This is a genomic window from Moorena sp. SIO1F2 (genome assembly GCF_010672755.1).
Taxonomy (GTDB): Bacteria; Cyanobacteriota; Cyanobacteriia; order Cyanobacteriales; family Coleofasciculaceae; genus Moorena.
The window spans coordinates 17348-39248 of record NZ_JAAHFV010000029.1; the positions used below are offsets into that span (position 1 = coordinate 17348).

The 21901-nt window shown below is 43.1% G+C and carries 18 protein-coding genes; 12 read left to right on the forward strand and 6 right to left on the reverse strand.

The genetic code is table 11. The annotated features are described in order from the left end of the window. Window positions 1-177: 177 nt before the first annotated feature. The 11 genes from F6J94_RS06240 (at window position 178) to F6J94_RS06290 (ending at window position 12949) form a co-directional block, all read left to right on the forward strand. Entirely contained in the window at window positions 178-375 is a 198-nt protein-coding gene (locus F6J94_RS06240) for a hypothetical protein (RefSeq protein ID WP_293038126.1), read from the forward strand. 7 nt (window positions 376-382) lie between these two features. Next, window positions 383-1378 carry a hypothetical protein gene (locus F6J94_RS06245; protein WP_293026810.1) on the forward strand — a complete coding sequence of 332 codons (996 nt, stop codon included), beginning with the start codon at window positions 383-385 and terminating at the stop codon, window positions 1376-1378. Continuing rightward, window positions 1379-2176, forward strand: coding sequence for a hypothetical protein (locus tag F6J94_RS06250; protein ID WP_293026806.1), 798 nt, complete (start codon window positions 1379-1381; stop codon window positions 2174-2176). Between the two features lie 131 nt (window positions 2177-2307). After that, window positions 2308-4122 (forward strand): TrbI/VirB10 family protein, encoded by a 1815-nt coding sequence (locus F6J94_RS06255; RefSeq protein ID WP_293038130.1) that lies wholly within the window; start codon window positions 2308-2310, stop codon window positions 4120-4122. 225 nt (window positions 4123-4347) lie between these two features. Next, window positions 4348-5202: a hypothetical protein gene (locus F6J94_RS06260; protein ID WP_293038135.1), complete on the forward strand. Its 855-nt coding sequence runs from the start codon at window positions 4348-4350 to the stop codon at window positions 5200-5202. Beyond that, window positions 5192-6577, forward strand: coding sequence for a hypothetical protein (locus F6J94_RS06265; RefSeq protein ID WP_293026797.1), 1386 nt, complete (start codon window positions 5192-5194; stop codon window positions 6575-6577). The genes F6J94_RS06260 and F6J94_RS06265 overlap by 11 nt, the downstream gene beginning before the upstream one ends. 204 nt (window positions 6578-6781) lie before the next feature. Then, on the forward strand, window positions 6782-6937 hold the full coding sequence (locus F6J94_RS06270; RefSeq protein WP_293038140.1) for a hypothetical protein: 156 nt from the start codon (window positions 6782-6784) through the stop codon (window positions 6935-6937). After that, window positions 6934-8880, forward strand: coding sequence for a type IV secretory system conjugative DNA transfer family protein (locus F6J94_RS06275; RefSeq protein WP_293038145.1), 1947 nt, complete (start codon window positions 6934-6936; stop codon window positions 8878-8880). Before F6J94_RS06270 ends, F6J94_RS06275 begins: the two co-directional genes overlap by 4 nt. Before the next feature lie 194 nt (window positions 8881-9074). Further along, the gene (locus F6J94_RS06280) at window positions 9075-9407 is read left to right on the forward strand and encodes a hypothetical protein (RefSeq protein ID WP_009149093.1); all 333 of its coding nucleotides are present in this window, start codon (window positions 9075-9077) and stop codon (window positions 9405-9407) included. Between the two features lie 4 nt (window positions 9408-9411). Beyond that, window positions 9412-10935, forward strand: coding sequence for a hypothetical protein (locus F6J94_RS06285; protein WP_293038149.1), 1524 nt, complete (start codon window positions 9412-9414; stop codon window positions 10933-10935). A 268-nt stretch (window positions 10936-11203) separates the two neighbouring features. Beyond that, window positions 11204-12949 carry an AAA family ATPase gene (locus F6J94_RS06290; protein ID WP_293038154.1) on the forward strand — a complete coding sequence of 582 codons (1746 nt, stop codon included), beginning with the start codon at window positions 11204-11206 and terminating at the stop codon, window positions 12947-12949. Window positions 12950-13342: 393 nt separating this feature from the next. Here F6J94_RS06290 and F6J94_RS06295 read toward each other — a convergent pair whose 3' ends face one another. Beyond that, entirely contained in the window at window positions 13343-14149 is an 807-nt protein-coding gene (locus F6J94_RS06295) for a hypothetical protein (RefSeq protein ID WP_075896969.1), read from the reverse strand. A 288-nt stretch (window positions 14150-14437) separates the two neighbouring features. Between F6J94_RS06295 and F6J94_RS06300 the strand changes: the two genes are divergently transcribed. Continuing rightward, complete coding sequence (locus tag F6J94_RS06300; RefSeq protein WP_293038158.1) at window positions 14438-15328, forward strand: DUF6753 family protein; 891 nt, start codon at window positions 14438-14440, stop codon at window positions 15326-15328. A gap of 97 nt (window positions 15329-15425) precedes the next feature. Here the strand turns inward: F6J94_RS06300 and F6J94_RS06305 are convergent, their stop codons facing one another. From F6J94_RS06305 to F6J94_RS06325, 5 genes are all read right to left on the reverse strand, one after another. Next, on the reverse strand, window positions 15426-16508 hold the full coding sequence (locus tag F6J94_RS06305) for a tetratricopeptide repeat protein (protein ID WP_293038160.1): 1083 nt from the start codon (window positions 16506-16508) through the stop codon (window positions 15426-15428). Between the two features lie 422 nt (window positions 16509-16930). After that, window positions 16931-17821 carry a 6-carboxytetrahydropterin synthase gene (locus F6J94_RS06310; RefSeq protein WP_293038163.1) on the reverse strand — a complete coding sequence of 297 codons (891 nt, stop codon included), beginning with the start codon at window positions 17819-17821 and terminating at the stop codon, window positions 16931-16933. Between the two features lie 161 nt (window positions 17822-17982). After that, window positions 17983-18684 carry a DnaJ domain-containing protein gene (locus tag F6J94_RS06315; protein ID WP_293019511.1) on the reverse strand — a complete coding sequence of 234 codons (702 nt, stop codon included), beginning with the start codon at window positions 18682-18684 and terminating at the stop codon, window positions 17983-17985. A 101-nt stretch (window positions 18685-18785) separates the two neighbouring features. Beyond that, window positions 18786-19766 carry a cysteine synthase A gene (gene cysK / locus F6J94_RS06320; protein ID WP_293038166.1) on the reverse strand — a complete coding sequence of 327 codons (981 nt, stop codon included), beginning with the start codon at window positions 19764-19766 and terminating at the stop codon, window positions 18786-18788. 144 nt (window positions 19767-19910) lie between these two features. Continuing rightward, on the reverse strand, window positions 19911-21872 hold the full coding sequence (locus F6J94_RS06325; protein WP_293038169.1) for an iron uptake porin: 1962 nt from the start codon (window positions 21870-21872) through the stop codon (window positions 19911-19913). Window positions 21873-21901: the final 29 nt, after the last annotated feature.

Sequence of the window (21901 nt, forward strand, 5' to 3'; positions counted from 1 at the left end):
GGTAGGGTGGGCAAAACCTTGCCCACCCTACAGGTAGCTGTTGATCGTTAATTGTTAATCGTTAACCGTTGACCGTCAACAGTTATCTGGATCCAGAATTCTTCAATAATTATCAATTCTGAACTGACACACTTAGCACTTAAAACTTATTACTCCTCACTCACAACTATTTCTCTTATGTCTCCTTGGTCTAGCTTACCTGCTTGTCCCTATTCCTACCTTCTTTGTTTATCACCATGTGTAGCGATCGCCATGTCTGTTCGTCCTTATATTCCGGATTTCCTCCGTCTGCCGATCTCTGCGAATTCTCCATCTACCCACTCTCCCCAATGTCTCCACTCTGGTCATCCCATCGCTAATGACGTAAAGAGGTAATCATTAAATGATAGTCACCCCCAACTTAATTGCTCAATTTAGTAATGGAGCCTCCCAGATTATCCAAAATGGTCGTACCGGACAAATTGCGATCGCAGAAGCCATGAATGAGCTCTGGAGTGAAGTCCTCGGAGGTGGGTTGTATGCTGTGATCGCTAAACTGGGGGTGTTTTTTGCCGTGGGAAGCTTAGTTCTATTCATGACTCAATGGGCAAAAGCCTTAATAGAATACGATGAGCCAATTATGTGGTCTGAGATCATCTGGCCCTTATTAGTCGCAGTTTTGTTAGCGAATGATGGGGCAATGTTAGCCAATGGCACCCAAGGACTCAGAAGTGTAATCAACAATACCTCTAATTCACTACTGCAAAACACATCTGCCAGAATTTCTTTGCAAGAATCATACCAAATTGTGACAGAAAATATTGGGGCGAAGGCGGTTATTGATTCCTTGGTTTCTCAATGTGATTCTATCGTCGATGTTCAACAACAGGTGGATTGTTTAACAAATGCAGAGCAACAAGCACGGGACTTTTCTAAAACGTTACCGACATCTGAACAATGGTTCGATAAAATTGGTTCATTGCTTAACCCTCTGAATGTTACTGAACGAGTAGGCTTTGCCTTACAAACGGCAGTAACGGGTTGGTTAATGTCGATTGGTATGGCATTTCAGTGGGTAGCAGAAGTTTCGATGTTGCTAACCGGACTATTAGGTCCATTAGCGGTTGGGGCCACATTATTACCTGTGGGAGCTAAGGCAATTTACGCTTGGTTAATTAGCTTTTTCTCCATCGGTTTAGTTAAAATATGCTACAACATTATTGTTGGCTTAGTCGCCACCTTAATTGTTAATGCTGAGAGTTATAACCCATTAGTTTTTGCTTTTGTCGCTGGATTAATTGCCCCCATTCTAGCGTTAGTATTAGCCGCTGGAGGAGGTCTAGCTATTTTTAATAGCTTAAACTCCTTCAGTGCTTTTGTATTAGGAGGCTTGAAATAAATGGAAAGCACGACTAGTTCTCCTCAGAATAAGCTAAAATTTCTCCAAAGAGGTAAGAAGAGTACTTGGTTATCCAGTTTCAATGTGACGGATAGTCTGGGGATTATCTTAATCAGCAACTTTGCTTACAATACCTTAATTCTGTTTTTCCTAGCCCTGTTGTATGGCGCTCAAGCAAGGCTAGCTAATAAGCCAGCTCCTTCCTTGGTGCAATTGAATACTGGTGAAACCACTGCCGTAGAAGCCATTGGGAATAAAGAACGGACACCAGAGGTAATTAAAGCATTTACAATTAAAACCATGAGTGACCTGTTTACTTGGACAGGGCGATTACCTGGAAAAGATGGCGTTCCCTTTTCTAACTTAGACTCTGATCCAGGAGTAGAAATTCAGGGCAAAGGTAGGCGTCGAGGTAAAATATCTACTCAAGCCTGGAAAGCTAGCTTTGCCTTAGCCGATGATTTTCGTGATCCGTTTCTCCTAAAGTTAGTAGACTTAACGCCATCCAACGTATTTAAGGGTAAAACACAATTTGCTTTTGTCCCCCAATTTGTCAGAGAACCTATTAAAATAAAAGAAGGGGAATGGACAATCGATTTGGTTGGCACCTTAACCGTTCTAGATACTACCAATAATTTGCCCACCTATATTCCCTTCAACAAACAGATTCATGTCAGGGCAGTGGAGCCTCCTAAGTATTCACCAGCCATGGCAGACGATAGTCTACCTCCAATTATTGCTAAGGCGAGAGAGAAAGGTTTGGAGGTAGTTAGTATCAAAGATTTAGACTCAAAATAAACCTGAATCCTAAGTCCAATAGTCCTGATTATAAGACTCCACTAATCCGTGCATCTGTCCGTGTTTATACATCCGTGTTGTGCGACTAATGACTACAGCAACTGGAATAACTACAGCAACTGGGAGAAATTATGAAGCTATCAGATCTCAAAGACTTTGATGTCCAAAACCTGGAACATAAATCTGAAGAAGAAATTAGTAAAAAAACTCTGATTCAGCAGAACAGTGGTGCAGAGAATACCGCCCCGACATGGACAGAAGAATCCTTAGCTGAGTTGCTAAAATTTGATACTAGTTATGACCAAGAACAAAATCCTACAAGTCAGGGTGTAATAGCATCGAATGATGGTACCGCTGATTTAGATCCAGACTTAAATGTTACCCAACAAGAATTCGCAAAATCCGGTTGGGCAAAAGGCGCTTCCGTTGGTGCAGTAACTGGGTCAATTGCTGTAGTCGCCGGATTAGTTTTTACAGGGATGACCTCCTTGTCTTCTAAGAAGAAATTGGTCGAAAAAGTTACTCCAATTCCCACCAGTGTTGAGAAGGAATCGGAAAACGCGACCGATTCTGAAATCGGACGACTGAAGACTGAATTAGCCCTAGCCAAGCAACAAAAACAGATTCAAGCCATTCAAGAGAAAAAAAGACCAAAAACAACCATAGAGCTTGCCAAGTCAGAAGAACCCCCATCACCGAAAACAGCTCCACCACCTCGTCCTAGGCCAGCAGTGCGTTCAGCACCACCCCCTCCTGTGGTAAGAGCATCAACCCGTCCAGCACCCCGTCCAGTACGGCAACCGGTGATAATTCGTCAAGCTCCCCCACCACCGCGTCCAGTGCAGCAACCAGTAGTAATTCGTCAAGCTCCCCCACCCCGTCCAGTGCGGACAGCACCAGTGCGGAGAGCACCAACACCACCCCCTGTGGCAAAAGCACCAACACCTCCTCCACCTCCTCCAGCCCCAGCACCAAAGATAGATCCCATGGAGCAATGGCTGGCTTTGAGCCAACTGGGAAGTTATGGTTTGAGTTCTGGCAATACTCCAGAAGCGCCAGAGCAAAATGTGGCGATGATGGAACCAAGCCCACAAACACAACCAGTAGCCCAACGAAACAATGGGATCAGGGGACGCTCTACTATTGCTAATACATACTCAATTCCAGCTGTACAGAGAGTTTCCAACTCTCCCAATCCTCCCCAACCCCTCAATGGATCTCCCGTTATTTTTGCTGATCAAGTTGCTATCTCAGAAGAAGCCAGTATTTTAGCTGGCAGAGCAATCAGACGGAAGCTATTTTCCTTTGGTCAAGAAGCAGCTGGAGAATTAGTGACACCAATTGTTTGGACAAAGTCGAACCTATCTCGAAATTCTCAACAACCAAATTTGGATGAACGATTTGTGGTGCGTCTGAGTGAGCCTCTAGTGGATGAAGATAACCAAGTTTTGCTCAAAGCTGGTACCAAAATTGTCTTTCTCTGTGACATGGTTGATGATAGTGGACTAGTGAATAGTGATGCGATCGCATTAATCATCGATGACCAAGAATATCAGTTACCCCCAGGAGTGATTAGTCTCAGAGGAAATAAAGGTAATCCCATGGTGGCGAATGTCTGGGATCGGGGTTCTGATGATATCGCCAAAAATGACATGATCGCCTTCTTGTTTGGTTCTGCTGCCAAAGTAGGAGAAGTACTCAATCAACCTGAACGGAGTCAAATTATCACCTCCAGTGGTTTTGGCTCAAGCCAGTCTAGCACCTTCACTAGTCGAGACCGCAACCTCTGGGGAGCAGTGCTTGAGGGAGGGTTTAAACCTCTTGCTCAGGACATTGTAGAGCGTAATGCTTCAGCAACACGCCGACTACAAAATTTGCCCAAATTGTGGTATATGGGTGCCGGGAGTTCAGTACAAGTTTTTGTCAACAGACCCTTTGAGTTGTAGTATAGCGGTTTTCAATTTGGTGAGGTACAGAGTTCCTGATTTTAGGGAACAGGGAACAGGGAACAGGGAACAGGGAACAGGGAATAGGGAATAGGGAATAGGGAATAGGGAACAGGAAAGAGAAACCCACCCCTAACCCCTCCCAAAAATATGTACCTCATCTAATTAAAAACTGCTATAAATTTTGACAGTATATTTTTTTATTTTAGGAGCTTATAAGTAGCCATGAATAATTTTTTTTCAGCCTTGCAAATTCAATTAGGTCAAGAGTTAAAAATTAAACCAGCCAAAACTCAAATTCTTTTACTATTTGCTTTATCCCTTTTTCTAGCTAAGCCAGCTTGGGCAGATCCTGGTAATTCAGCTATAGCAGTCAAACGGGTAAGTCTAACCTCTTCTGGGCAATCTTCAGTGCCTCAAAATAACCCAATTCCAGTAGCATTGGCTCCAGGATATGGGGTAAATATCAGTTTCATTTCTACTGGGGAAGTGATTGAAAAGCTCTGGATTGATAATCCCTCATTTGTTGCTGTTGATGTCGATGGTTGCTTAGATAACTTAGTTGCTAAAAAAAACTGTGAGTATAATCAAGCAACTGTAATTCATTTGCGCCGCATTGAAGAACTTGATATTCCTGGTATCCCAAAGACAAATAGCACACTTTTGACAGTAGTTACTCGTTCTGTTGAGGGTAGGCAAATTTACCTATTTAAAGTGACTCCAGCTGACCGACCTAGCGAAGTAGTGATTGAGTTTAATAAGCCTACTCCTTCCGTAGATTTTATAGTCGTCGATGCCATAGAGCGGGGGATCTTTCGAGCAACCTTACAAGGACTGTTAGTCAAGGGTTCACAACTCCATAGAAAGTTAGATAATTTCGTCGTTTTTCTCAAAGACGGTCAGACTATTTCAAATGCCGCCACTCAAGCCGGTATTTCTTTGGAATTGGCCGATAAATTGCAAAAAATGGGTCGTCGTCCAACTGTTCCAACAGCCATTTCACAAAGAGATGAACAGAAAGACACCATTGAAGTCCTAACTAAAGAAGTCGTAATCCAGGAGAAAAAGAATGAGCAGTAAGCATCAGATAAAATCAAATAAAAAGAAACCTTGGTGGCAAAAGGATAACCATCGGCGAAAAGCATTTATTCTACTCTATTGGTTCGTCACTGGCTTAGGTCTTTGCTTTGTACTTTCTGGTATTCTTATTGCCTCTGGATTAAGAATGCCAACAGCGGTCGCAACTCTTACTCCTGTTCAAAACAGTAAACTACCAGTAAAAGAAACGAAAATTGAACCCAAGGTAGAAGCACAAGTAAAACCACACGTAAAACCAAATGTAAAACCCAAGGTAGCATTAAATGCTGCAAGTTATCCTCTGCAAGACTATGTCCCAACCACAGCTTGGGAGGGGACAAAACTACCAAATTGGAATCAAGTCACCTTCGGAACTTTTCCCGGTATTTCTCAAGGGGGTTCTTTTCAAGCGTCTTCAGACGTGATTCAAGCCGTAGGTTATGACCCATCAAGGACATGGTTAGCTGGTCAAACACCAGACCAATATATGAAATTAGGAGACTTTCAGCAGATATTTGAGCTACAAAATTTTAGCTTGAATAACATTATGTCCCTAACCGGATTGGACTTAGGAAATTTGTCCTTAGCAGATTTTGGGTTAATGAGCTCCCAAACCTTAGGTAGCTTAGTAGACGCCATCCCTGATTTGGAGAGATATACTATAGAACAGCTGCAACCAGTCTTTGGTTTACTATCCATCAATTTGGCCAGTAGCTTTGACCCAACAGAAACCTTAGGAGACTTTTTAGCATTCTCACCCCACCTCAGAGACCTTTCCTTTGACACCCTTGACCTATCGGTTTATGGCTTAGATTCCCTACCTGGTATTGATGTTGCTCCCCTCGCTGCATTTAAGGATTGGCAGAATACCAATATCGCTCAAGTTCCTGGCTTATCCCAAGTACAATTTTCCCAATTTCCCAATCCGATTCAAGCACAAGGGAGCGCCATTGGTATTTTGGATATCGCCTTTGGCATAGCTGAATCTCAACGCAATAATACCATTTCCGGTAGTGATCAAGAAGGATTTAAAGTTCCCTGTGAAAGTGAATGCGCTCATATCGAATTAGCTGGTCAGCCAAGTATCAAAGGTAAGCAGTGGATTAGTGGTAAATATCAAGAAGTTCAGGGAGGTTCTGGTTTTTTAGGACAAATAAATGATGGGATGGAACCCACTGGTAGACATCCCTTTGGCGATGCCTTTAAGGTAGTGGTTTGGGATACATCAGAAACAGAAGGCTCTGCTGGTACAGCCTTGTTTTTCCGCTATTGTGTCCGTAACATGTTTGTGGATTTAGGTTGTACACCCTATTTCATCGGTCCTGTACCATTTCTGTCCTACCAGGAGCAAGATCCAATCTTTTTAGGCTTACTTTAGTCATTAGTAATTTGAAAATTGTTAATTGTTAAGCTGTTCAGCATTTAGATTGGTATACCTAAATTAATCAAAGGGAACAGGAATCCCCCCTTCCCCCCTTAGTAAGGGGGGAAGGGAACAGGTAATCACCAATTTGAATGCACATCAGCTTACAGGACTTACGCAAAACTAGGCTAAAAATACGATATAGCATTTATTGATTTGGTGAGGTATACAGGATTTTCCCCCTATTCCCTATTCCCTATTCCCTGTTCCCTATTCCCTGTTCCCTATTCCCTAAAACCCAGGACTCTGTACATCGCCCAATTGAAAACTGCTATAGTTTTCAATTTTCAATTTTCAATTTTCAAAGAAAAATGAACCAGACTTCAAATCACGTTATTAGTCTACCTCCGGGATTAATTTATCAGCAACTTACCAAAGAAAATCTTATAGATTTTTCCCAAACTAATCAGGGTATCACCATCACCAGCTGTTTGATAGCTTTGGGTTTGCTAGCTATAATCCCGGATGGCAAGAAAGGTCAATTAGCTACAGGCTATTGGGGAGGGAAAAAGGAGAAAAAAGCTGCTCGTAAAAAAGCTCAGGCACAGATGGCTAATGTTTCCAGAAACTCCGTTGCTCTCTACGTCGGCACTCCCGAAGACATTCAGAAGCGTCAGGAGCAAGAATGGATAAAGCAGGGAAAATTGAAAAAGCAACGGAAACCTGAAGCTTTCAATTGGTTTAAGCCTGCTACAGAGTCCTTATATCTTCCCGATGCCCAACGCGGGATTTCCGCCATTGGAGCCAGTGGTTCAGGGAAATCCTTTTCAGTCTGTGACCCTTTAATTCGTTCATCCCTTGACCAAGGATTCCCCACAATTATATATGACTTCAAATATCCAGCGCAAGCAAAACGAGCCGTGGGTTATGCTTTAAAAAGAGGCTATAACGTACATATTTTTGCCCCTGGTTTTCCCGAGTCAGATGTCTGTAATCCCTTGGATTTACTCAAAGATGAAGAAGATGCGATCGCAGCCGGTCAAATAGCCCAAGTCATTAACCGAAATACAGATTTAACTGGCGGAAAAGCCAGTGGCGATAAATTCTTTGAAGATGCCGGGGATAGTTTAGTCGAAGGAATCTTTTTGTTAACAAAGGCAGTTGGCACCTTAGTAGAAAATCAGCGATATTGTGATATAATGACAGCTCAGGCAATTTTAAGTTTGCCTGACCTAGTCAGCCGATTGGAATTTGCTTCCCAGGATAAATTAAATGTTTGGACGACTCGACCTTTATCCCAAATCATTAGTATCAAAGAAAGTGAAAAAACCGTAGCCGGGATTATCGGAATTGCTCAGAGAACCTTCCAAAAATTCTTGAAAAAAGACTTTATGGGAGCATTTTGTGGAAAAACAACCTTACCTTTAGATTTAGAAGGAAAACAACTCATCGTCTTTGGGTTAGATCGAAATAACCGGGATATTGTCGGACCACTATTGGCAACAATCCTCCATATGGTTATTAACCGGAACGTATCCCGAATTAAACCTCGAACAGACCCTCTAGTTGTTTCCCTAGATGAGCTACCAAGTTTGTACTTACCCCAGCTGGTAAACTGGTTAAATGAAAACCGAGAAGATGGGTTTTGTGGTATTCTAGGTTATCAAAACTTAGGACAATTAGAAAATAGGTATGGCAAAGAGCTGACCAGAGCTATTCTAGGAGGTACAGCTACAAAGTTCATCTTTAATCCCCAAGATCCAGACTCCGCTAAAACCTTCTCTGACCTATTAGGAGAGTTTCAAATTCATTTCAAATCCAAATCCAAGAGTAGTGGCACAGGGGGCAGTTCTCACTCTAAATCCGATCAAAAAAACAAGCGACCACTTTTAGAGCCCGCTCAGTTTATTAAATTACCTACTGGTAAAGCAGTGATCATCAATCCCGCTTATCAAAGAGCCAAAGAAAGCTATGTGCCTTTGTTAGAACAAATTCAAATTCCTGAATCTGATCTTAAAGAGCAGGAGTGGTCAGAAAATTTATGGGAGAGTATTCGAGACCATTTAATTAAAGTCAAGAGAGTATCTCACCGAGTTTCTAATCAGCAAAGGGTGCGTCAACTTAAGGAGAGAATGGCATTAGTAGAGCAATTATTTCCATTGCCAACAGATGGCCCTAGACAAGCACCAGCATCATTTTCTCCTACCCCAGCACTAATACCAAAATCTGGATCTAGCTCATCCACGGCAACTTCTCATTGGCCTCCACGTCTATCTGATCAAGATGTCTCACCAGACCTTCTGGAAGGAAGTTTTTAATGAGTTACTTTGTTACAGGTTACAGGTTACAGGTTACAGGTTACAGGTTACAGGTTGCAGGTTGCAGGTTGAACGCGATCGCGTGGCCTTTTGGCCAAGGTTGCATGTTGAACGCGTAGCGTGGCCTTTTGGCCAAGGTTACAGGTTACAGGTTGCCATCTGATAACTTGAAAATTGTGTAATTGGAGCAAGCCATGTTTTCTAACTATAAAATAAATCCTGTAGAGGATTTAGATAGGGCAACAAATAACTTATCTGATCTACCCTCATTACCCATCGACTATTTTCCTAATGTGATTGAGATTTTTGATCAATATGGATTATTAGCTGGCGTAGTGGTGTCCAAAGGCATACCCTATGAAATGCCTAGGCACAACGATCAGGTCAGTGACTACAATGCTTGGTATTTCGATGGGCAGCTTTGCGTGTTTTATCGAGGAAAAAATATTTTGCTTGATCGCACTCAGAACTTGCAGCACCGAGCAGCAATTTTTGGAGCCTTAGGCTTGGGAGCATTAGGAGTTTAAAACCATGGCAAAAGTAACAATAGTCAGTGAGTCCTATGTATCCTCTTTACAAGGACAATACCAAGGTGTCATTTCCAAATGGTCAAGTGGACTGGCAGCCTTTAGGCAAAAGCAGCAGCAAAAGCAAGAACAAAATCGACAGGGTCAACAACTCAATGGTCAGGTATACAATAGTAATCAAGAGCCTGAAATCCAAATTACCGACGGTGATCAAGTAGTCTATGGTAAAGATGGAGATAGGTTGGTCAATGACTTAAACTCAGACATCATTGGTCAGTTGACTTTAGCCAAAGAGTCATCTGTAGGAGAGATGGTTGGGGTCACCAATAAAAAAGTAGAATTGGATGGAATCGTTATTTTACAAACCAATGATGAAGGTGTTGTAAAGGTTAACGCTTTTGATGAACAACAGCTACAGGGGCAACAACAAAAGGTATATAGTCCAATTCAACCACAAAACCAACCTTTAAAACCCAAAGTCCAACCCGTAAAAGCTAATACTGAAACCAGAGGTGGATTATATTCAGTACGACGGTCAGTGCAGGCTTTAGAGGATACACCACTAAAGCAGTTTTTGCAGTCCCAGGTTAATGAGATGCGTATGCTTCGTAGTGCTCAAAAACAAAAACAAGAAGCTATGCAATCGGAGTTTATATCTGAATTAATTGAAGCCCGAATGCTTCAATCAAAGCAGCCTAGTTGGTGGGAAAAGGTCGTTTCACCGATTTCAGAAAAAGTAGAAAAATTCAAAAATGCTGTGTCTAATTACCATGAAACATCCCGTCAAAAAGAAGCTGCTGCTACCTTAGTCCGCTTAATCAATTCCCAAGCATCACCAGGACAAGATACCTATGAATCAGCAGAGTATACGATTCATCGCGAGGATAATTCCTATGCAATGAGGGACAAAAAAGGTAAGGAATTGATCAAGTTTCGCGCTGGTGCTCTAGGGGTCACTGTACAGGGAGAAACCAAACTTAGTGAACAGCAATATCAAGAAATTTCACAGGTAAAAAAGCAATTAGATTGGGGACAGAAACCTGAGGGAAAATTTCGGCAATTAGGAGCTTCTGAGGCTGACTACTTTAGCCGTGTCAAGGCAGTTGCAGATACATTGGTCGAGTATGCCCAATCACAAGGAAATACTGTCCAGGTTGAAGGTAAACTCAACTACAACTGGAGAGCAACTCCCAATGGCGATATCACAATTGCCGCTAAGGACAGACGAGGAACCATCTTTTCACAACAGAAAGGACAATTCATGTCCCAGATGACACAACGGGATTTATCCTACTTTGAGCAAGCCTTAAAACCCTTAATGAGCCAAGCGCCACAACGCCTAGTTCAGCCCTCTCGATCATCAGTGCAGTCTCTAAAATCTCAAAGCCTAGGTGCTCCTAACCCCTTTGCTCACTCCAGTTTAACAGCACTGGCTTCAAGCAATGGACAGGCTTTTCAACCCCCAGCTAAAACACCTATATCGCAACCGATTAATCTCAAACAGAAATCAAATGAGCTATCTTTGTAAGGCTTTTTGTTAACTGTTAACCCTCAACAATAAACCACCTGAACTATAGCATTTTTAATCTTAATGAGGTACACTAATTTTTTACCTCTTGCCCGCCCCCCTTACTAAGGGGGGTTAGGGGGGATTCCTATTGCCTGCCCCCTGCTCCCTGCTCCCTGCTCCCTGCTCCCTGCTCCCTGCTCCCTGCTCCCTAAAACCCATAAATTTGTACCTCACTTATTTTGAAAATGCTATAGTTTAATTTTGACTGAATAACGTTTGATTGAGAATGAATATACCCGAAGTTGGGACATTATTAGAATGCTATAGAGCAGTATCTATAGGAATTCCCTTGATTGAAAGACACAATGTACTTAGGTGGATTTGTCAGAGTCTTACTCACCATGGAGTATTCTTGGTTTACCTCTGGAATTTAGCTAGTCGTGGATTTCAGAAAATTGAGTGGGATGGAAATTCTCAAACCTTAGAAAGTTCAATGGTTAATGTCCTAGAAGAGCGTGAGGCATTTTCACAGGTTGTTGAAGTGTTGAATTTTTGCCAAGCCTATTCTGGTAAAGCCTTATTTATCTTAGAAGATTTACCGTCTTTACTCGATAGTGCTGACAGTGGGCAAACCATAACCATCAGAACCTCATTGTCTAATGTTCTCTACAACTTTGGTCTATCAAGCGATAAGTTTCTAATTCTTTTGGATACGGGGGAGAATGAGTTACCTCGAATTTTAAACTCAATTATTCCTGCTGCCGAATTTCCTTTTCCAGAACCCAAGGAAGTCACGGCATTATTAAAAACTCATTTAGTAGAATATGGTTTGGCTGACCAAGAAACACCTCTAGACGATAGACTAGCTCGGTCTATCGGGGGATTGACCCCGGAAGAAATTCGGATGGCTGTCAAACTGGCGGCGAAAAAAAATAAATGCGCTCCCATCGTGTCTCGCCTGTTAAGCGATCGCTCTTCAGAGCGCGCCAAAGGCGATGGGCTAAGCCCCGCTTTCAGCGATCGCTCTTCAGAGCGCGCCAAAGGCGAACGCAAGCAATTTCATATAGCAGTCAACAAAGCCCAATCTCAATCAGAGCTAGCCAAGCAATTAATCAATTACAAAATTCACAGACTCAAAGGATTTGGTTTAGAATTCCTCAAACCTGATGTTGGGGAATTTGGGGGATTAGATAAACTGAAACAAGCCTTGGAATGGGTGAAACAAGATTTTTCTGATCAAGCCAGAGCTTATGGGATTCCATTGCCCAAGGGATGGCTATTGATTGGTCCTCCAGGAACAGGAAAAACCTTTGCTGCCAAAGTCTGCGCTCAAACCTTAGGATTTCCTTTAATTAGCATGGGAGTGGATTTAGTAATTGGTAGTAGTCCAACCCATTTAAAACGACTTTTGCGTCGAGTTGAGGCCGCGAGTCCTTGTGTTTTGTTTCTCGATGAACTGGATAAGTTTTTTGATTCCCAAACAAATAACACCAAACAAATTCTAGGAATTCTCTTAACCTGGTTGCAAGAGAAAACAACTCCCACATTTGTGATTGGAACTCTCAACCGATTAGATGCTTTGCCTCCAGAATTAACTCGTGCTGGCAGATTTGACAAACTGTTTTATGTGGGTTTTCCCAAAGAGATTGAGCGGTTTGAGATTTTTAAACTCCATGCTAGCCGATTTGATCCTCGTTATCGGGAGGGAAATGGACCATTAACAGAAAAACAATGGCGTCGATTATTGAGTGCAACACGAAAATGTACTGGAGCAGAAATTCGTGCCATTGTAGAATCAGCAGTGCAGCGAGTGTTCCATCAAGGTCAGAGAACTCCTTTTAAAATTGAATTGGAAAATCTATTAGAGCAGCGAGAAGCAATGACTCCCTTGTATTCTCAGGATACAGAGAGAGTTTTAGCAATGGAAAATCGAGCAGAAGGGGTTTGTAAGCCTTCCTCTTCACCAGATAAATCAATTTTTGCTAGGGAAATAACTACCTTGTGGGGAGAAAGATTAAATGTTGGGTCTTAAGTGATATCATGTCCCGATAATTATCCTTAATACCAATTTTTACAGCACACTATCTCCCCATCAATCTTCTTTATTATGGGTATTCAACCGGACTTAATCTGATATCTAATCCGATTTAATGAGTAATGGGTAATGGGTAATGGGTAATGGGTAATTGTGATTACTCTCGTACCATTACCCATTACCACTTAAGCCTTACCGATTACCAACCAGTTTAATCAAGGAATTTTATACCTTGATTAGGTTTAAATATAGCAGTCGAAGTAAAGGTTAAGACATATTTATGTTCCCTGTTCCCTTCCCCCCTTACTAAGGGGGGTTAGGGGGGATCCCTGTTACCTTGAAAACAAAATACTATGTCCTAAACTATACTTTCCTTGCTATAACTGCTGATTAAGACTTAAATTCCAGCAGAGAATTTATCCCCAGTTTGCTGCAAGACGATAGGAGATAGACAGCTTTAGTATTGCCTTTCAGGGCAAAGTATTCCCAAATATGAAGACAATCTCCTAAACTCATAGTTTTCATTATCCCTTCAGTTTCTGTATAACAGAATAGTATCTTACCAGAAAAACCTTTTGCTTTCAATTTTTTTAGTTTTCTCCTTGAGTTAATAATTCCCACCAGTAAAGCAACCGATGAGCCTATGGCATCCATGGCAGCGGATAAACTAACCCGAAACTCCTGATCATCCTCTGTTTTTAATATTTCTAATTGGGATTGACCAATTGTAATCCTAGTCGGGGTTGCTTGTAGCCAATCTGAATCTTGGTTAATTAAGTTCACCCTTGGTTTGATTAATTGATTTGGGTCTTGCTCTAATTGTTCAATGAGTTGCTTTAAGGAAACTGTTTGATTTTTATCCAGGTAGGCGGGGATGAGATTGTCTGACACTAAATATTTCCAATAAGCCAGTAAGCTCTTGAGAGGATAAACAGTCAAGTTTCTCTGGGAAGGAGTAGTAACCCATAATTTTTGATAGCCATTTTCTTCAAGAAATTGTTGAGCTTGTCTTGGAGACTGTCTAATCGGTATAGACATTTGCCGTAAGCTAAAAATAATTTGGTTATCAAGGCTATAAGCTCCTAGGGTGACTTCGTTTAATTGAAGACAGATATGATCTACGTGGGGATAATCCAAAAAATCATCATCAATTATCTGAGGATCAGTGTGATAAGTTTCAGCACTTAGGTGGGTCATAGCCATAAATTCCTTCTTCTAAATCCCTTGATTTAAGTAAGCATTAAGCTATTAGCAGTCAGCCTGCGCTTAGCGCGTTAGCTAACTGCTGAATGCTTACTGATTTAACCTGTTCAAGTTTTTGACTGTTTCTCTTTCTTGGTAGTACTCTCTAAGCAGAGCAACGGATTGATTATGTACATATAACCCCTTATAGTAACGTTCCTTTTTTCAGAGAATTTTTCTCGTTTCAGGATTTTAACGTCTCTATGTAACAAATATTTACAAATCTTGTTATTCTCGAATTTTATGGCTATTTATAAAGAAGTAAGCAAACAAGGAATTAGGGAAATGGTAGGAAGTAATCTTTCTCAAGAAAACCTCTCCCACATCAAGCAACCTGAAAGTCTGTCAGATTTAATTGACGAGAGGGATAAGACGGATTACTCTCTATTGGAAAAGCTGTTAGAAGGACGTTCCGATAGCTTTAAGGCAAAAATTTTAGATTTAGTTGTTGCGACAGAATTGGACGCTAATGACCCGCTATTCCTATTTTTGGTAGCAACGTCCAGTTTGGAAACAATGTTAGCAGATACTCCTAAATCCTTAGAGCAGTTATTCCGAAGTTGGGAAAAGGATATCCAGCAGATGATTGATGTCGTCGGGCAATCCACCATGGATATTCAGCGCCAAGAAATTTCTAAAGCGAACGCTCTGAAGAGCGCGCCAAAGGCGAACGCGTCTGCCATAGAGCAATCAAAGGTAACCATAGAATCCAAGTCAGAAAGACAGCCCTGTTCCTATCCACCCAAAGGCTCAAGGGATTTTCTGGTTGCTAAGACATCTCCTTTTATAAACATTACAGCCATCTGTGGAGCTGTGGTTTTGTCATTGGTTTGTGGACTAGGAGCGGGTTGGGGACTATCTCAGTTAAGTCAGCCAAAATTAGACCCCAATGGTTCTAGACAACTAACCCTAGACGAAGCAGATACCTTAAATTGGGCAATCAGTAAAGAGGGCAAATTAGCCAGAAATATAACCAAGTGGAATGCGGGCTATTTGGATAACTTAGAATGTCAAAAGGATGCCATAGAGGCAGGAATCCGGTTAAACTTTGGGGGCAAAAAAGCGACTAGCGGCTATTGTCTACTTTGGGTCGCCCCTCCGAGCCAGCGCAAGTATATAGAGGACAATAAGTAAGTGAACCCTATTTCGGTATTTTGATAGAGATTAGTGTCGGTTTTGTGGGAATGGCTAATGGCTACGAGCCTTATCCCCACCAGAACTACCATTCCGATTAGGGATTAGTCAGTGCTAAATTTTTCTGATGGTACTCCATAGCTTTGGTGTAGTTTCCTTGAGAGTAATAAGCAGCTTTCAGACTAGCTATGGCTTTTTTTGCTGCCTTCCGGTCACCGATGGCTTGGGCAATACTCAAGCGTTGTTCATAGTATTCAACCGCTTGGCCATAATTGTCTAAGGCATCATAAGCCTTTCCCAAGCGACCTAAGGCTTGTTGTTCTAGACGGCGATTACCCATTTGTTGAGCTTTGAGCAATTGCTGCTGAATATAGTAAATCCCTTGAATATAATCTCCTAGTGCCAAGCAAGCATTACCCAGCTTGCCTAGAATCTGTCCTTCTAGGGGACGATCACCCATCTGCTGTGCGATCGCAAAACGCTGCTCGTAATAGTCAATAGCTTGAGCATAATCACCGATGGAGTAGCAGGAGTTACTGAGATTTCTCAGAATTCGCTCCTCCAGCTCAGGTAACCCAAGAGTCTGGGCAACATAGAGGCTCTGTTGCTGGCAAGCCATTGCTCGGGGCAAATCTCCTAGTGCCTTATGGGCCAATCCTAGATTGTTCAAGGCAGTCACCTCTCCCAGTCGGTCTTGGAGTTGCCGCATAATAGTTAGGCTTTTTTGACCATAGTCAATAGCCTTGAGGTGATTTCCTTGGTGACGGTAGGCATTTCCCAAAATTCCCAAAACCTGGCCCTCAAGACGCTGGTCTTTGATGTCTTTTGCGATCGCAAGACTTTTGTTACTATATTTTATGGCTTGTTGAAAGTTGTCCAAGGAATAAGCAGTCAGGGCCATACCACTCAGAGCTTTTCCTTGACCCCGTCTATTTCCCAATTGCGCATATATTGCTAGTGCCTCTTGGAACGACTGTCTTGCTGCGAAGAATTGACATCGCTGGTGCTGCTCAATCCCTTTCTCTAAAAGTTGAGCAGCTTCACCGGCGCGAGGGAACCGCGCAAGGTCATCAACATTATCTGGAATGTTGTTTGGTAATGTAGGAACGAAAGTTTGGCGTGCTGCCTCTGCTAGACGCTCCCTATATTGGCTGTCATCACACGGCAACCGGCTCTCCATTCCTATTGCCTCTTACGGATCATCAAGAGTTTTGTAGTTTTCTAAGTTTGCGCAATCGAGTAAAATCCTTTGCCATATATTCCCTTGTTTTGAATTGCTCAAGGTCGTATCTCATCCTTTGAGTGAGATACCACGGGGCCATTAACGAGGATATGAAGGCTTTCGGATTTAGCGCAGCTGGACCTAACAGTACGAGTGCGGATACTTGACTACTATGATAACCGCATCAATCCTGATTCCGGCCACTTTACCCTTATCATAACAAATGATATACTAACTCTAACTTATGGATGATTTAATCTCAGCAAATAAAAATCCCTAGCTAAGCATTCAGCCTAGGGCTAATGCGCTTAGCCCATGCTACGCTTGCCAGGTATTGAAAGCAGCCCACCGCGCATCAAAGATTTTAGGTGGGGACTGGGCTAAACTTTATTATTCAACTCAATCAAGGTCAGCCGAGTTTCTCTAGATGATGTTGCTGGTGACTTGGTAGTCTCTGGTGTGCAGTAGACTTCGCAGGAGTTATTGGGACTTTCAATCAATTTCACCTTATGAAGTTGGACATCCAATTCTTGAATTGGTTGTTGCAACAACTGACAAATATAGATAGCAATATTTTCGGCAGTAGGAACAACCCGGGCAAAGTATGGAATGTCTTTATTGAGGAAAGTATGGTCAAAAGCTTCCACGACATATTCATCCATGACTTGCTGCAAGGAGCCTAGATCAACAATCATGCCAGTGCGCGGATCCATTTCACCCTTAACAGTCACTTCTATGTGATAGTTATGTCCATGTCCGTTGGGACGAGCACACTTACCGTAAATCTGGTAGTTTTCCTCGTCACTGAGGTCAGGATGAGCTAGTCGGTGAGCAGCGCTAAAGTGGTTACTGATAGTCAGATATACTTCCATACCGTTTCCTTGATAGTCAGCCCAGAGTTTTGGATGTTCAAATAGCTGAATCTTCAGTAGTGGTAGGTAAGTAACCAAGTGCTGCCAAATTACTCGTGCTATGTTTTCGGTAGTAGGTAAGGTTTGCTGAAATTCTGACCAAACCTCATTGAGATAAGCGTAGTCAAGTTGGCTGGTGACCTCTCGTTGGATCACCCTTTTGACTTTAGAAAAGTTTTCCACCATGCCATACTTATCCAACTGAGCGGTCAGGAAAACGAACAGAACGTAGTTGTGTCCGTGTCCAGGAAATCGGCTACCCAAACCAAACCGCTGAATGTTCTGAGCTTCACTCAGTTCTGGTAACCAGTATCGGTGGCTGGCTGAAAACTCAGCACGGCGCTTAATGACGCATTCCATGTCAAGTTAGGTAAACTAGACTTATGTTCAGCATAAACTAATTTGGATTAGTGGTCGTTAGTCATTAGTTATTAATGATTATTCATTAATCAAGTCCCTTTTGCATGTAAGTCAAGATTGATCATTCTTGGGTTTGCTACAAAAATCCTATTGGTTACCCATTACCAAAAATCTTTAACTGTGTCTTTAGCTTCCCAGAGCAGATGGGAGGCAATTCTGAACAGTTCTTGACCTGTGTGTAGGTGGTAGTCGTCGTAGTTAAGGGTAAACAGCTTTAATTCTTCTATGCCATCTCCTAACTGATTAAGACAGTAGTAGAGGTTAGCAGCAGCACTGGCAACGGTGGCAGGATTAGGTTGAGAATGAAACAGCCTCTGAGCTTGATGGAGATGATCACCACACTCTTCCAGATAAGCTTCAAACTCTGCCATGAGTTCATCATCAAACGGGTCAGCCGAGAGTTCATCGAGTTGAGCCTCTAGAGGCTCAAGGATATGACTAATCCAGTAGTTTACAGGTTGATAAATTTGCTGCAACCAGTACCCTAGCTGGGCATCAGTCTTTTTTCCCTTTTGCCGATGATGCTGGTAATGTCTTTGGGCATCAGCTGTTCGCTGTTGTCGATTCTGATGCTCTAATGAATGCTGAAAGTAATGCCTCTTTTGGTCATAGGAACGCCGTCGCTCAGGGTTACTGAGGACCTCATAGGCAGCATTAACTTGGATAATTTTTTCCGGATCAGCGGTGGGGCTGTTGCTATCTGGATGAAAGCGCTTGGCTAGCCGTCGGTAGGCTTGTTTAATTTCTAGGGTCGTAGCGTGGGGATGAACATCCAGAGTCTGGTAGTGATTCGAGTCTGACATGGGCGACACTAAACCTACTTAAACCGGCAGCGATAGTATAATTGAGGTACCAAGTAAGCTCAATCCAATATTTCCATAGATTTCCAGAGGTTTTAGGATAACTAGTGAACCGAAGCGCCTTGCCCCATCACACTATCAGTGGTGGCTGTTGGCTCTTGGAACAGGGGGGTGCTCAGGTACCGTTCCCCAAAACTTGGTTGAATCATCACAATCAGGCATCCTTCATTTTCTGGACGTTTGGCAACTTGAATCGCCGCTGATAGTATGGCTCCAGTGGAAATGCCGGAAAGAATTCCTTCTTCACGGGCTAAACGACGACCGTATGCGATCGCATCATCATCCGGAACTGTAATCACCTCGTCAAGAACTTCAACCTTGAGTACTTCTGGAATAAAACCCGCACCGATACCCTGAATTTTGTGAGGTCCTGGAGACCCTCCAGAAAGTACAGAACTACTAGCTGGTTCAACTGCGATCGCTTTAAAACTGGGCTTACGTTTTTTAATCGCTTCAGCAACACCAGTAATTGTACCACCCGTACCGACTCCAGCCACCAGGAAATCCACCTGTCCTTCCGTATCGTCCCAAATTTCTTCAGCTGTGGTATAATAGTGAATTTTTGGGTTAGCTGGATTACGAAACTGTTGCAGCATATAGGCATTGGATGTGTTTTCTACAATTTCTTGAGCTCGCCTAATACAGCCACCCATGCCTTCACTACCTGGTGTCAGTTCCAAGTGAGCACCATAAGCTCGCAACATAGCCCGTCGCTCGATGCTCATTGTCTCTGGCATGGTTAGGATCAGTTGGTAACCCTTGGCTGCCGCTGCCATTGCTAGAGCAATACCTGTGTTTCCCGAGGTCGGTTCCACCAAAATAGTTTTGCCGGGGGTAATCCACTCTTGCTGCTCCGCTGCATTGATCATGCTAACACCAATCCGGTCTTTAACAGACGAAGATGGATTCATGCCCTCTAGCTTGGCTACAATCCTAGCCACACAGCCTTCTGCTTGAGGAATACGGTTCAATTGTACTAGAGGCGTCCGACCAACCAGTTCGGTAATATTTGGAGCAATTCGCATAACTGTTGGAAATTCTGAGTTATTAGTTGTTATCCATCATCCTAGTATTTTTTGACACTCCCACCCCTTCAAACAAAAATCCCCGCCTAGGGGCAGGGAAACCTAACTAATGCTCGATAGTCCTTGGGTAATTAGCCAGGGTCTCTAGAACGTGAATGTGGTTCTGATGGTACCAATCACAGCATCATCATTATCATCACTCTGCTCTGGATTAATCACCCAGATCACACCAGGAGTGATAGAGATATTATCGGATAGCTGATACTTGTAGAAGCCTTCGATGTGAATGGGGGTATCAATCTCATTCAAATCCGAATAGGGCACTGCACCACCAAAGAAACCTAACACACTACCTTCTTTCCCAAAATCGGGGAAGGCTAAACCACCGCCGTAACTCCAAATTTCACCATCTCCTTCACCAATGACAATCACATCGGTGTAGTTGAAAAATCCACTAAAGGAAATCTTGTCGGTGAGGCGAAACGCTAATTCTGCTCCGTAGGAGTTGGTTACCTTGTCAGCTGAATCAGCTATACGACTAGCAAGAAGTGCTTCTTGATTTAAGTTGGCAGCACGGGTACCTACGATACCATCTGTTCCCGCGCCTTTGCTGAATATGGCACTGTCCTCTTTATGGAAACCATGGACGTAAGTAAAGCCGACACCAATCCGGTCGTTGACATTGAAGTTCAACTGACCCAAGGCAGAATAATCACCATTGAACAGACCTGACCCTTCATCAGGATCTGACGCATTCCCAGCTAGGTAACCCAGTGTGACAGTACTTGGTCCAATCACGCTCTCTAGTAAACCAAGTTGGAAGCTAACCCCTAAACCAGCACCACCACCAATCCGATAGATGGGGTTTTGTTGAGAAAATGTGGATAGAGAGCCACTACCACCATCGAAGTCTTGGAAATAGGGATTGAGTGTAGGAACGTAATCATCATGCCGACCACCAAAGGCAGCAATGTAAGTTGATACTCGACCAAACGGACCAATAGGAATGTCACCGTAATAGGCTAACCAGTCAACCCCTATATCGTTCCCGTCACCAGTACCATCAATCTCAGTGTTAAAGGTCTGGGTGAGTTCTGGGGCAATGTCACCCCCCTCTGTAAAGGCATTCAGGTTACCAGCACTCAGACGAGTTACCAAACTGTCTTCACCAGTGAAGCTGGTGTCGAGAACTAAACGAACCCTGTCACCAAAGACAACTTGGTTATTGTCATCTTCCCCAAAATCACCAAAGTTATTGGTCAGGGCGAATATGACTTCCCCTTCCAGTTTGGTAGTAGTAGAGAATTGGTGATCCTCGAGGAATGCGACTCGACCTTCCAGGTTATCGACCCGTGCTCCGAGGGTAGCCAGTTCTGCCTCAAACTCTTGAATCAGCCGTTGCAGCGTTTCTAAGTCTTCACGGGTAATAAAGTCAGCGGTACTAGCAGCAATTAAACGCTCAATCTGGTTCAAACAAGCGTTCAAGCCAGCCGCAAATTCGTAACGGGTAGTAGCACGGTTACCACGGAAGGTGCGGTTTGGGTAACCAGCGATACAACCGTAGCGCTCTACCAGACTACGCAGAGCTTCATAAGCCCAGTCTCCAGGGGAAACATCCCGCAGTTGGGAAACACTAGTTACCTGATCTTGGCTGTTACTACCTTCTTTACCGTAGCGTTGAATTTGATTTAACAGCTGGCTGTTATCTGAGGCTGAGGGTACGGCTTGGGCTATTTTTGTTTCTGCCTCCGGTACGTCTACCTTAGGAACTAGGGTATCGGCCTTTAAAGTTAATGATGTTCCCTCACCCAAGCTGGAGCCCATCTCCGTGGAAAAAACTGGCGTATCCTTTACTTCTGGGGCAGTGGGGGCCGCCGCGTTCGCCTTTGGCGCGCTCTGAAGAGCGTTCGCTGAAAGCGGGGCTTCGCCCATCGCAATTGTCTTTACTGGGACAGCTTGAAGTGGGGCAGCTTCCGTAGTAACTTGACTCTCAACTGTTAACGAGTTGGCCTTGTTGGCTGCCTGTACCTCATTGGTACCAAGGGCGAGAGCAGCACCCACTACAGCAGGACTTATCAGTAGGGACTTCAACAGTAGTTTAGACATCTTCTCTTAATCCTCACACCTTTAAAATT

Bases quoted from the DNA above. Each gene is read 5' to 3' on its own strand.
- F6J94_RS06290 (WP_293038154.1), top strand. From the start codon at position 11,204: ATGAATATACCCGAAGTTGGGACATTATTAGAATGCTATAGAGCAGTA.
- F6J94_RS06295 (WP_075896969.1), bottom strand. From the start codon at position 14,149: ATGACCCACCTAAGTGCTGAAACTTATCACACTGATCCTCAGATAATT.
- F6J94_RS06280 (WP_009149093.1), top strand. From the start codon at position 9,075: ATGTTTTCTAACTATAAAATAAATCCTGTAGAGGATTTAGATAGGGCA.
- F6J94_RS06300 (WP_293038158.1), top strand. From the start codon at position 14,438: ATGGCTATTTATAAAGAAGTAAGCAAACAAGGAATTAGGGAAATGGTA.
- F6J94_RS06260 (WP_293038135.1), top strand. From the start codon at position 4,348: ATGAATAATTTTTTTTCAGCCTTGCAAATTCAATTAGGTCAAGAGTTA.
- F6J94_RS06240 (WP_293038126.1), top strand. From the start codon at position 178: ATGTCTCCTTGGTCTAGCTTACCTGCTTGTCCCTATTCCTACCTTCTT.
- F6J94_RS06285 (WP_293038149.1), top strand. From the start codon at position 9,412: ATGGCAAAAGTAACAATAGTCAGTGAGTCCTATGTATCCTCTTTACAA.
- F6J94_RS06250 (WP_293026806.1), top strand. From the start codon at position 1,379: ATGGAAAGCACGACTAGTTCTCCTCAGAATAAGCTAAAATTTCTCCAA.
- F6J94_RS06265 (WP_293026797.1), top strand. From the start codon at position 5,192: ATGAGCAGTAAGCATCAGATAAAATCAAATAAAAAGAAACCTTGGTGG.
- F6J94_RS06245 (WP_293026810.1), top strand. From the start codon at position 383: ATGATAGTCACCCCCAACTTAATTGCTCAATTTAGTAATGGAGCCTCC.
- F6J94_RS06275 (WP_293038145.1), top strand. From the start codon at position 6,934: ATGAACCAGACTTCAAATCACGTTATTAGTCTACCTCCGGGATTAATT.
- F6J94_RS06315 (WP_293019511.1), bottom strand. From the start codon at position 18,684: ATGTCAGACTCGAATCACTACCAGACTCTGGATGTTCATCCCCACGCT.
- cysK (WP_293038166.1), bottom strand. From the start codon at position 19,766: ATGCGAATTGCTCCAAATATTACCGAACTGGTTGGTCGGACGCCTCTA.
- F6J94_RS06255 (WP_293038130.1), top strand. From the start codon at position 2,308: ATGAAGCTATCAGATCTCAAAGACTTTGATGTCCAAAACCTGGAACAT.
- F6J94_RS06305 (WP_293038160.1), bottom strand. From the start codon at position 16,508: ATGGAGAGCCGGTTGCCGTGTGATGACAGCCAATATAGGGAGCGTCTA.
- F6J94_RS06325 (WP_293038169.1), bottom strand. From the start codon at position 21,872: ATGTCTAAACTACTGTTGAAGTCCCTACTGATAAGTCCTGCTGTAGTG.
- F6J94_RS06310 (WP_293038163.1), bottom strand. From the start codon at position 17,821: ATGGAATGCGTCATTAAGCGCCGTGCTGAGTTTTCAGCCAGCCACCGA.